Source organism: Vibrio neonatus (assembly GCF_024346975.1).
GTDB lineage: Bacteria > Pseudomonadota > Gammaproteobacteria > Enterobacterales > Vibrionaceae > Vibrio > Vibrio neonatus.
The window spans coordinates 1,055,371-1,067,493 of record NZ_AP024886.1 but is presented as its reverse complement, the minus strand read 5'-3'; the positions used below and the strand labels follow the sequence as shown (position 1 = coordinate 1,067,493).

Here is a 12,123-nt window from a genome sequence, read left to right as displayed (position 1 = left end):
AATTGTACTTCCTTGGTTAGTATTTTTAGCTCTTTTGGCTGTTTTCTATTGTAAGCATGAAGGTAGTTAATGAAAAGCAAAGGTTTTCGTAGGTATTTGTCAAACACCTCATGGTTACTATTTAGTAAGATCTATAGAATGGGGCTTGCTCTTTTATTAACAGTTTTAATGGCAAGATATTTAGGACCTGAAGATTTTGGGTTACTTAGCTACGCGCTATCTCTTGTAACTTTGTTTTCTGTACTGATTACTTTAGGCCTTGAAAGTTTGGTCGTTAAAGAGGTACTTAGTTGTCCAGAAGAGCAAGAGAAAACAATTGCATCAAGCATTGCTTTACGTTCTTTAGGCTGTGTTATTTTTATTATAAGTGTTACAGTTGTTGTGCTTATGTTGAGCCCCGGTGAAACAACAACTATCGGTTTAGTTGCAATTATATCAACAGGATATCTATTTAAAGTATTCGAAGTTATTAGGTATTGGTTTGAAGCCCATGTACAAGCAAAATATAGTGCGGGTATGGAATTAATAGCGTTCACATTTAGTATTATCTTAAAAGTTGTAATGATAATTTTAAATGCTCCGCTTATTTATTTTTCAATTGCTGTTGCATCTGAATTTGTTATTATGTCATTGGGGTTATTATATCTATATTTATCTAATTCTAACGTTGATATTAACAAGCTACGCCCAGATTCAAATAGAATTATTTATTTATTGAATAACGCTTGGCCTCTAATTTTGTCTACTGCGTTGTATATTATTTTTTCAAAGATAGATCAAATAATGCTTGGTGAAATCATAGGTAACACTGCTGTAGGTATATATGCAGTTTCTGTTAAAGTTAGTGAAGGCGCATCATTTGTGCCAACGATGATTGCAACGTCATTATATCCTATGATACTGAATGCAAGAAAGAAGAGCAGAGATTTATATATAGAAAGAACACAAGATCTTCTAAATCTTATGGTTTTTGTAGGTGTAGTAATTGCGATCGCAGTAGGACTTATCGCTAACCCATTAATTAATATTGCTTTTGGCGAGCAATATCATGAGTCAGTTAATATACTTATTGTACATATATGGGGTGGGGTGGTAATTGCTCTTAGCAGTGTTAGCTATCGCTATTTAATTGCGGAAGGCTTGCAGAAGTATGCATTTTATCGTTCCCTTCTTGGGGTTGTCGCTAACGTGTTATTAAACCTATGGTTAATTCCTTGGCAGGGCGCCATGGGGGCAGCCATCGCAACAGTAGTATCACAAATTATTGCTCTTTATTTGTTTAATATGACAACTAAAAATACTAGAGAACTGTTTTTATTACAAACTAAAGCGCTCTTTTTTACCACTACACTTAGGACAGTAAAGTCATTGAGGTCTTTAAAATAGTGGTAATAAGCTGTATGTTTTAGTTTTAAAATTTAGATAGTGAAGTTACCTCAAGGAGAAACACTTGTTAACGAAAAGGGTTGGATTATACTTAGTGTCGTATTCTGGCGGTGGTGCTGAACGGGAGTTGATCTATTTAGCTAATGAATTTTCCCGGAGAGGATATGCTGTTGATTTGCTGGTGCATAGAGATGTCGGGCCACTAAGAAGTCTTGTTTCTAAAAATGTAAATTCGATTATAATAGATAAAACTTATTTAGCCGACATAAGTGTATTAATTCGTTATATGAGGCAGGCTAAGCCTTTGTTCATTCTTAGTACATTACATATGCCAAACTGGGTACTGGCAATTGCAAAGATGCTTTCGTTTACAAAAACTACAATATTTTGGAGGGTAGTAATTAGCCTTTCAAATTCTAAGAAGAATAATAAGGGCTTTATATCGACTCTTTTACCGATTTGTTATCCATTGTTATCACGAAATGTAGGTAAAATTACCTGTGTTTCAAAAGGTGTTGCGGATGATATGATAACTAACTTTTCTATTAAACCAGAGAGTTTAAACGTCATGTATAATCCGGCTTATACAGAACAAATACATAAACTTGGTATTGAAGTAGTTGAGCATCCTTGGTTTGGTAAAGGATATAAAACTATCGTTTCCTTGGGTAGACTCTCTATTCAAAAGGACTATAAAACTCTGATACATGCTTTTAAGTTTGTTTATGACGTTAATATAAACGCAAGGTTATTTATTCTTGGTGAGGGACCACTCCGTGAAGATCTTCTGAGTTTGATTAGTAGTTTAGGGCTTTCTGAGGTCGTATCACTGCATGGTTTTGAGTTAAATCCGTATAAATACTTAGCAAAAGCAGATTTATTTGTATTGTCTTCAATATTTGAAGGTTTTGGGAATGTTCTTGTAGAAGCATTAGCTCTTAATATTCCTGTAGTGAGTACCGATTGTCCTTCTGGCCCAGCAGAGATTTTGGAAAATGGAAAATGGGGTAAATTGGTTCCACCAAGTGATATTAAAAGGCTTTCATTCGCCATTCTTAATACACTAGAATCACACCAATCGAAAGATACTTTGGTTAGGGCAACAGAATTTAGTGTTCAAGCCGTAGTTGACAAATATATAGAATTAGTAAACGAAGAAAGTTAGGAAACGTAAATGTTTGAATACTATGACTGCTTAGGTTCGAGATCGTATTATCACAAAGCAGGTAGCTTCGAAGCTCATAAATCAATTCGTGATGTTTTGAATGGTAATATTAGCTCTATAAATCAGGTTGATGAGACTGCAATACTCAGCATTTTGATGAAAAATTATGCTATTGGTGATAGAACTTTGATTCAAGGTATTGAAAGAACACCTTGGATGTCAAGATTGTCAGATGATGGCAGTTGCTGGGTTAAATCTGAATTGCCAGTACATGGTCACAATAGGGTTGACCCATCTAAGGCGGCAAATACGTTACATGAAAAATTAAAAGAAGAAGTGCTACAATTTATATGCGATAAACATAATGTTGGCATCCTACTTAGCGGTGGTATGGATAGTCGTATCGTCGCAGGGATTGTTAAGCTTCTTCAAGAGTCAGGTGAATACAGCGGAAAAGTTACTGCTCTCACTTGGGGTATTCCAGAAAGTCGCGATGTGGTATATGCCGAGCGTATTGCTACAGAATTTAATTGGGATTTTAGATATTTTGAGTTAAATTCTGAGGTTTTATCTTTAAATATTAAGCTTGCTGCGTTACGTGGTGCAGAGTATTCCCCCGTTCATTTACATGCAATGGAATTGGTATCTCAAACCAAAGGCATTGATGGGATTCTTGCTGGTAGTTACGGTGATAGCATAGGGCGAGGAGAGTATTCTGGTAGACGTACCGATAGACTTCCCAGTATTCTAGAAAAACACTTACATCATTTTTCTTTTCTTCTTAAAGATGTTGAAAGTATTGCGCTTTCAAATATTCAATGTGACTTGAATGAGTCTAGAGCTCGTTTCCCTGCACTAAGTGAGATGGCTTACCGTGAGATCGAGATGCAGATGCACTATATGCGCAGACAGCTTAATTCTTGTATGGAAGTAATTGATGATGAGATCCCATTATATCAGATGTTTACTGCTCCTAAGTCGTTTGGTTATATGTGGTCTTTAGCTTCAGAGTGTCGAACCGATGATGTTTACGAGCATTTGCTAAATAAATTACCTCATATTTTGCAAAGCATACCATGGGCTCGTACTGGAAAAAAATATAATCAGAAAAGTGCTTTAATTGAAGATAATAATCTTCCACTTAACAATCGTTACGGGCTATGGTTAAGGACTGAACTTCGCTCTCAAGTGATAGATAGTATCAGTAGTGGTGCTTTGCAGAGTTTAGGTATCTTTAATAATTCTTCACTTAAAATGTGGATTAGGTATTGGTCTAAAAATAGTTATGCTAAAGCAGATCGTTTAGATGAAAAGATGGCATGGTTAGCTTCTCTTGCACAGTTTGTGGATATATACGATATCAAACAAAGTCAAACAGACTTACCGTCACGTACCTTTAAAGACTCAATGTCACAGGCAAAAGCTTATATACATACTAGACTTTACCATGAAGCATTGAAACGAAAGATGTAAGCTTAAAGCATCATTTTTCGGTAAAAAATAGTTAGATATTTCAAACAATCAGGTAGGAAAGATTGATACTTTATTCTCGTTTAATAGGTACTTTGATGGGACTATGCTTATTTATAGTCTTACTTACCTACAGATCTTTTGAAACTCATTATGTGTTTTACCTTAGTTGGATTTCGGGCTTAATGGCGACTGGTTTGTTCGTATGCGTTACGTTATATCGCGGTAAATTAACTCGTTCCTTAATAAAATCCCTATCGTTGGTTATTGCTTGGGTGATTTTATGTATATTACTTTCAGTATTTGCTTATGACAGATCTGAACACATGAAAATATTATATATTAGCTCATTTTATATGACGGTTTCGATATTTATATCGGAAGTTATCATTAAAAGCAGAGTAAATATGACAAAATATTCAGTTCAGATGCTTTTTCTTTGGTGCTTTGTTAACTTGGTTTTATTAATATTATTCTTTTTAGGTATATATAAACCTATGAAAGGTGATTTTTCTGGAGTATTTCATGATCGAAATGTGTTTTCGATTACAACTTGTTTGGTTATGGCATTTTCAATTGCTCAAATGCATATAAATCCAAAGAAACTTTATAAGATGGTTATTTACTTTGGACTAATTTCATGTGCGGTAATGATTCTCATTTCTAAATCGATTACAGGGTTATTAGGTCTTTTAGTTCTTTGTCTATTTTTATTAATAAAGTTACCTTTTAGGCAGCGTTGTATTATATGTATTACATTGGTAATAACATTAATAATTTTGTTGTTAATAGATAATCCAATAAGTGCACGTATCGATCGGTTTTTTATGGCTATTTCTGGGAACATTGATTCATTGAGAGTTAGTGAAAGTGCTTATCTTCGTGTATACATTTTTCAGCATGGTTTTGACCTGTTTAGTCAACATAAATGGGTAGGTGTGGGGTTAAATAATGCTAAGAATTTTGTTATTTGGCCAAATCGCGGAGTTGGAACTTTTTTGCATAATACCTATTTGGATATTTTAACTAGCGGTGGAATCCCATTATTCATAGTATATTATTTTCCGATAATTTATAGTCTAATTTGGTTATTAAAAAATAAGAAAAAAGTACTGATGTTGAGTGATGATAATTATTATTTGTGGAAGTTAGCTTCAGTTTTATTAACTTTAAAATTAGTATATGACTTAACGTGGACGAGTTATTTTGAATTCTTCATGGTGTTTACTGTAATGTTTAGTATTTATATAGTATTTCACCTAAAAACTCTGATAAGAAAAAAGATCGCATAAACTTGCTCCATTTTACTGTAACCTTATGATTTTTGGAGAAAAAATTGAATAAAATTAAAATATTATATATAGTTAGTAGTCTCGCAAGATCAGGACCAACTAATCAACTTCTCAATATTATCCGAAATTTAGATTTTGATATTTTTGAACCAACAGTATTAACTCTATCTCCTGAGTCCAGTGATAGCTTGAAATTTAAATATGATAATTTGAATATCGAAGTTCAAAGTTTAGGCCTATCAAGATTAAAGGGGCTATTATATGCTAAGTCAATGCTTTTTAACTTTATAAAAAAGCATAAATCATCGGTTATTCATACGCAAGGTATTAGGGCTGATTCATTACTGTCAAAACTTAATTTAAATATACCTTGGCTATTGACTTCTAGAAATTATCCCTATGATGATTACCCGATGAAATTTGGTTATTTAAAAGGGAATTTAATGGCACGTTCACACTTTTTAGCAATGCAAAATTGCTCAACAGTGGTAGCGTGTTCAAAAACAATTGCTGCTCAACTTGCTAAGCATGGGGTTGATGCTCAGCCTGTTCAGAATGGTGTTCATCCTGAAGCTATTAATATGACTTCTGATCGCCAGATTGGTGATTTTGAGAAACCACTATTTATTAGCGTAGGTAGTTTAATTTCACGTAAAAATATGGCGTTCCTGATAGAAGCATTTGATCATTACGCAAAAGATAACAAAGGTAGTTTAGTTATCCTCGGAGGTGGCGACGAGGAAGAAAAATTAAAAATGCTAGCTAAATCTGAGCGTATATATATTAAAGGCTCTGTAAATAACGTACGCGACTACCTTTGTAGTGCAGATTACTTTTTATCGTCCTCTCTTTCAGAAGGACTTCCCAATACCGTATTAGAAGGGTTAGCTGCTGGACTACCAAGTCTATTATCAGATATTCCTTCACATGAGGAAATTTCTGTTGAGTTGCCTAAATGTGCAACAGTGTTTGATCTTTCAAGTGGACCAATAGCACTTTCATCTTTGTTATCGGAAATCAAAACTGTTCTTCCTGAGGAATACCGGGAAAATGCGAAGGAATTGTCGAATACAGTTTTTTCAGCTAAAACTATGTCTGAAAATTATCAAAAATTATATAAAGAACTGGTATCAAATTAACTTTAGTCAGAGAAGAATAAATAATGAGTGATTCATATAACCCTTTAGAGCGTGCTATCGCGAGAGTACTTGCGCGAGTTCCATTTATTAAGCAATTTGCCAAAGATAGTTATTCGAGACTGATGTATCTAAAGCATAAGAAAAGTCATAAGTATAAATCTGATATGATTATCGAAAGGATTGCCCAAGATACCAAGGGAGAAACCTTTTTTGGATATTTTGATAAGTCTCCAAGATCCTCAAACGGTTATACTTTAGTTCATAAGGCCTCTGGCAATACTAGTAATTTACCGAGAGCAGACGTTTCGATTAAACTTTGTGTTTATAATGCGTCTGACGAACTTATCCTAGAGGTTGATAGTTGTGCTTATAATTGGCAACAAGGTACACGTGCACATTGGTTAGATGGTGATCGATTTATATTTAATGATTTTGATACAGTAACTGGGAAGTATGTAAGTCGTGTTTACTCTGTTTCAAAGAAAATGCAAATTTGTAGGTTTGAATATCCTGTTCAAGATAGTTTTATGGCTAATTATTTCCTTTCAATTAATTATCGCCGACTCATGGCGTTAAGACCTGACTACGGATATCGGAACCTAGAAGTCTTAAGTAAAGATGAACTCGAAAATTGTCACGATGATGGTATTTGGAAGATAGATATAGATACAGGAAGTAGTCAATTATTAATCACCATAGATAATGTGAAAGAGATAGAGAAAGCTTCTGATTTCGATGACACGATTCATAAATTGAATCACGTTATGATTTCGCCATCTGGTAAACAGTTCATTTTTTTACACAGATACTATGTAGGGAAACGCCGTGTTGATCGTTTGATGCTTGCAAAAAATGATGGAAGCGAAATAAAAACATTGGCGAAGCATGGCATGGTTAGTCATTGTTTCTGGATTAATGAAAATACGATTCTAGGTTTTATGAGAGGTCCTAACGATAAGGATGCTTATTGGTTAATCGATGTTTGCTCAGGAGCATTTAGTCATTTTGCAGAGGGTAAACTCGACAAGTTTGGAGATGGACATCCGCATGTGGTCGGTGATTGGTTCATTACAGATACCTATCCAGACAAAGCGCGAATGCAATATTTGATACTTTGTAATTGGAAAACTGAAGAGGTAAGGATTTTGGGTGAGTTTTTCCACGGGTTTAGTTACAAGGGAGAAACTCGTTGTGACCTACATCCGCGACTGTCAATTGATGGTCGATTTGTTTATTTTGACTCTGTTTTTAATGGTAAACGTCAGCTTTATCGAATTAAGTCAAAAATTTAGTAATTATATTAAGAGATTAAGTATTCTATGCCCTCTATATCTGTATTAATGTCACTTTACGAAAAAGAGTCCGACGTCTTTCTTGAGGAATGTTTGATGAGTTTGCAAAAGCAAACTCGCTTAGCGGATGAAGTCGTTATTGTATTTGATGGCTTTATTCCTGAGAAGCTAGAAAATTTAGTGTATCGATTTGAAAAGAAACTTAATATTAAATTGGTAAAATTAGAGCAAAACGTAGGCTTAGCTAAGGCTCTTAACGCCGGTTTAAAAGTTTGTAAGGGGGAGCTAATCGCTCGTTTAGATACAGATGATTATTGCCGTTCAGATCGGCTTGAAATACAAGAACAATATTTTTTAAACAATCCTGAAGCAGATGTTGTTGGTAGTTTTGCACAATTGATTGATTTCAGCGGAAACTTCCAAGGGATTCGTTCTAATCCCATAAATAACAACGATATTTATAAAGAACTTTGGTGTTGTCCACTATTACACCCAAGTGTAATGTATCGAAAAATAATTATCGTTAATGTCGGTGCTTACAACCCTAATTTGAAGCGCCGACAAGACTATGAACTTTGGTTTAGAGTAGCAAAGCAAGGTGGTACCTTTAAAAATATTGATAAGCCGTTGATTGCTTATCGATATGACCGAGATACGAACAAAAGACAAAATCCTAAGATTGCGTTTCAGCAAGGCATAATTGGGTTTAAAGGGACTATGTCATTGAGGTTAGGTTTTGTTAAATCTATCATGTGTTTTTATCCTTTTTTTAGGTCATTTTTACCTAGTGTTGTTCAGCACAAGTTATATTTCTTCATGAAGAAATTTGATCCACGAAATTGATTGAATAAAGAGTGATATTGCATATTACTCTTGGCTTATTTTATCGCATCACCAGTCCCTTTGCCCGTAGCCGTCATAATAATAAACTTAAAGTAATTATTTACAGACATTTCCTCAATCATTTTCTTGTCCGTCTCAGCTAAGTGTTGAGGCGTAGACATATCAATATTATTAACCTGAGCAAGCCCTGTAACGCCAGGCAGTATTAAGTAAACACCTCGAGACTCTCTTTCTTGGATAAGGTCGTCTTGTGTCATAAGGTTCGGTCTTGGACCAACCAGGCTCATTTCACCTTTCAATACGTTGATCAATTGCGGTAGTTCATCGAGTTTAGTTTTTCTTAAAAACTGCCCAAACTTTGTAATGGAACTGCTGCTTGCAAGATGGCTAGCGACTGATTTCGTCTCTACATTCATGGTGCGAAATTTTATTAGGGTAAATGGCTTTTTGTTTTTGCCCATTCTAGTTTGCATAAAAATAGGGGAACCTGTGTCAAAGTAACCCGAGATAGTCACTATGACTAGCACTGGCGATAAGCATATCAGGCCAAAGAATGAAAATAGGAAGTCGAATATTCTTATCATTGTTTTGTCTCTTTTAATTCTGCCATGTTTTGCGCAATTGATTTTGGTGCCGTCCAGTTAAGGACGTCTTTTAATTTGGTTGATTTTACTTCTAGATCTTCAAATAGCTGACTGTACATTGTTGGGCGATTAATCAGTTTAAATAAGATTTTAGCAATAGATCCTGGGAAGGGTAGTTGAGTCACTCGAGAATTTAATCCTTTTGCGATTGCATTGGTAAATTCTTTCGTTGAGAGCGCTGGCCCTTCAGAGGCTAAAAATGTTTGTCCTGCAGCTTCATTTTTTGTCGCGCAGGTTATGATTAAATCAACGAGATTCTCACGTGAGATAAAGCTACGTTTATTATTAGTCATTGCGAAAGGCAAGACAGGTAGGCGCTCCGTTAGTTTTTGCAATACAACGAAATTACCTTTTGCCCCGGCACCATAAACTAAGGTGGGTCTAAGAATGACTATTTCCATGTTAGTTTCAGATGCTAATTGGTGAAGCCCCTGTTCCGCAGCTAATTTTGACTTGGCGTAGTCATTTTGAGGTTTTACCTCAGATTCTTCAGTAAATGTGCCTGTTAGGCCCATGACAGCGATAGTACTTACAAAGACAAATCTTTTTACACCGTTCTCTGCAGCATCTTTTGCTAATTTAACTGTTCCTAGATTATTGATCTCGTTGTATTCATTGCTCGAATAACCACTTTTGCTAGCAATGCCCGCTAAATGAACTACGACGTCAATACCTTCTAGGCAGTCGCTCCAGTCAGTGTTTGAGTTTATATCATCTATGTGTTTAGTATTAATAAATGTTGAATTGCTGGTTGTTCTAACTGCCGCTACTGCTTGATCAGATAGACGCTCCATTAGCGCCGAACCAACAAAACCGTTAGCGCCAGTGACTAAATATTTATACACTTGAATACCTTTATTGGTGTAACGGGTTTTAACTTCAATATAGTGCTAATTGATTTGTTTGGATTTCCAAACAAGATCTTCAATACCATCGGTCGGATTAAACTGCGTAGGTGCATCTAATAAAATTTGACGTATCGATTGGTGGTCAAAATCATGACATGCCTTATCAAGTATTTGCGCTAACGAATCGTATTCAGTTAGGGTTAAATAATCCTCGTTTGCAGTCATAATCCTTTCATGGGCGGTTTTTCCTACATTGTCGCCAATGAGCAATTCTTCATAGAGTTTTTCGCCAGGTCTAAGGCCTGAGTAATTAATTTCGATGTCACCCAGTGGGTTTTCTGCGTTTTTAACTTCTAACCCTGATAGGTTAATTAAATTCTCTGCTAAGTCAGCAATACGTACGGGTTCACCCATATCTAGAACAAATACGTCACCACCTTTGCCCATTGACCCGGCTTGAATTACCAGCTGTGCAGCTTCAGGAATGGTCATAAAGTAGCGGATGATATCTGGGTGAGTTACTGTTACTGGACCACCTGCAGCAATTTGCTTTTTAAATAGTGGGATTACTGAGCCGGACGAACCAAGTACGTTACCAAACCTCACCATACAGAAGCGGGTGTTATGTGAGGGCTCTGCAGCTAAGGCTTGTAAAGAGAGTTCTGCCATTCGTTTGCTCGCACCCATGGTATTAGTTGGGCGCACGGCTTTGTCAGTAGAGATCAACACAAATGATTCAACTTTAGCTTTAATTGCGGCTTTTGCGGTGTTGTATGTACCAAAAACGTTGTTTCTTACGCCTTCTACCGTATTGTATTCCACTAATGGTACGTGCTTGTAGGCTGCTGCGTGATAGACCGTTTGGATTTTGAAGGTTCTCATCACCACAGATAAGCGATTAATACGTTGCACAGATCCTAAAAGTGGGATTATCTCAACATTTAAATCGTTTTCTTCGCAAAGTAGTTGCAGCTCTCTATCAATTTGATAAAGGCCAAATTCAGAGAGTTCAAATAGAACAATGGATTTGGGTTTTTGCTTTAATATTTGACGGCACAGTTCAGAGCCTATTGAACCTCCAGCGCCGGTAACCATCACAATCTTGTCTTTAATGTTAGCTTCCATTAACGATTGTTGCGGTTCTACTGGATCTCGTCCGAGTAAATCTTCAATTGCGACGTCTTTAAATTCATCAATTTTCGCTTTACCAGAAACGATATCGCCCATATCAGGAATAGTGAGGACTTCGGCAGGTAGGTTAACTAACTCATCAATGATTTGTTTGCGGCGAGATCGAGAAGCACTAGGTATCGCTAATAGGATTTGTTTGACGTTGTGTCGATCAATATGTTTTTCAATTTGTGCGGTTTTAAGTACTTTAAGCCCCATTAAAATAGTGTTGTCTAGGGTCTTATCTTGATCGATAAAGCCGACTACTTTATGAGTTTCGGATGTGCGAAGGGCAAGCGCTAGTTGGCGGCCTGCAGAGCCTGCGCCGTAAATAAGAACATTTTTACGGTTTTTATCAAATGATTGACTAACTAGTACGCGAATAATTAATCGGCTACCACCACATGATAGCGCCAGGAATGCACCATAAATAACAGGGACTGAACGTGGTACATCTGAATTGAAGTAATAGGCAAGTAAACCTATAGAGAAGGTAGAGATCAGCGTTCCTAAACTAACGACATACAGAGCATGGAAGGTTAGGTACCTTAGCACAGCACGGTACAATCCTAATTTAGTAAATGCAAAAATAGTAATGACCAACGTGCCTAGCAGTACGTTGTGATTATCATATTTGGGAAGCCACATCAAATCGCCCAAACGTGCCCAGTGAGCGGCGTAGTAGGCAGTGATAATGAAAATTGAGTCAACTACGACACTAATGGTGCGTTTAGTGACTCGTGGTAAATCCCAAATAGTTTTAAGTTTGAACATTGAGGCGCATCTTATGACAATCCAATGTTTATCTTAACGTTTATCGTTACAGTTGTCTGCAGATCATCGGTTAATTATCAATCGCTTGAATGTGACAAGC

10 protein-coding genes are annotated in these 12,123 nt (G+C 36.1%); 7 read left to right on the top strand and 3 right to left on the bottom strand.

Features of this window, described 5'->3' with window-relative positions; all coding sequences use genetic code 11:
- Window positions 1-69 precede the first annotated feature (69 nt).
- The 7 genes from OCU38_RS16920 (at window position 70) to OCU38_RS16890 (ending at window position 8,587) form a co-directional block, all read left to right on the top strand.
- Window positions 70-1,386, top strand: a complete 1,317-nt coding sequence (locus OCU38_RS16920) for a flippase (protein WP_261824621.1) — start codon at window positions 70-72, stop codon at window positions 1,384-1,386.
- A gap of 94 nt (window positions 1,387-1,480) precedes the next feature.
- Window positions 1,481-2,551, top strand: coding sequence for a glycosyltransferase (locus OCU38_RS16915; RefSeq protein WP_261824620.1), 1,071 nt, complete (start codon window positions 1,481-1,483; stop codon window positions 2,549-2,551).
- Window positions 2,552-2,560: 9 nt separating this feature from the next.
- Entirely contained in the window at window positions 2,561-4,024 is a 1,464-nt protein-coding gene (locus tag OCU38_RS16910) for an asparagine synthase-related protein (RefSeq protein ID WP_261824619.1), read from the top strand.
- A gap of 404 nt (window positions 4,025-4,428) precedes the next feature.
- Complete coding sequence (locus tag OCU38_RS16905) at window positions 4,429-5,313, top strand: O-antigen ligase family protein (protein ID WP_261824618.1); 885 nt, start codon at window positions 4,429-4,431, stop codon at window positions 5,311-5,313.
- 44 nt (window positions 5,314-5,357) lie between these two features.
- On the top strand, window positions 5,358-6,452 hold the full coding sequence (locus OCU38_RS16900) for a glycosyltransferase (RefSeq protein WP_261824617.1): 1,095 nt from the start codon (window positions 5,358-5,360) through the stop codon (window positions 6,450-6,452).
- Between the two features lie 23 nt (window positions 6,453-6,475).
- Window positions 6,476-7,744 (top strand): glycosyl transferase, encoded by a 1,269-nt coding sequence (locus OCU38_RS16895; protein WP_261824616.1) that lies wholly within the window; start codon window positions 6,476-6,478, stop codon window positions 7,742-7,744.
- Between the two features lie 96 nt (window positions 7,745-7,840).
- Window positions 7,841-8,587 carry a glycosyltransferase gene (locus OCU38_RS16890; RefSeq protein ID WP_261824615.1) on the top strand — a complete coding sequence of 249 codons (747 nt, stop codon included), beginning with the start codon at window positions 7,841-7,843 and terminating at the stop codon, window positions 8,585-8,587.
- Between the two features lie 35 nt (window positions 8,588-8,622).
- Here the strand turns inward: OCU38_RS16890 and OCU38_RS16885 are convergent, their stop codons facing one another.
- From OCU38_RS16885 to OCU38_RS16875, 3 genes are read right to left on the bottom strand one after another with little or no spacing between them, the layout of a single operon-like run.
- Window positions 8,623-9,171: a sugar transferase gene (locus OCU38_RS16885; protein ID WP_261824614.1), complete on the bottom strand. Its 549-nt coding sequence runs from the start codon at window positions 9,169-9,171 to the stop codon at window positions 8,623-8,625.
- Window positions 9,168-10,076: an NAD-dependent epimerase/dehydratase family protein gene (locus tag OCU38_RS16880; RefSeq protein ID WP_261824613.1), complete on the bottom strand. Its 909-nt coding sequence runs from the start codon at window positions 10,074-10,076 to the stop codon at window positions 9,168-9,170. The genes OCU38_RS16885 and OCU38_RS16880 overlap by 4 nt, the downstream gene beginning before the upstream one ends.
- 45 nt (window positions 10,077-10,121) lie before the next feature.
- On the bottom strand, window positions 10,122-12,023 hold the full coding sequence (locus OCU38_RS16875) for a polysaccharide biosynthesis protein (protein ID WP_261824612.1): 1,902 nt from the start codon (window positions 12,021-12,023) through the stop codon (window positions 10,122-10,124).
- Window positions 12,024-12,123: the final 100 nt, after the last annotated feature.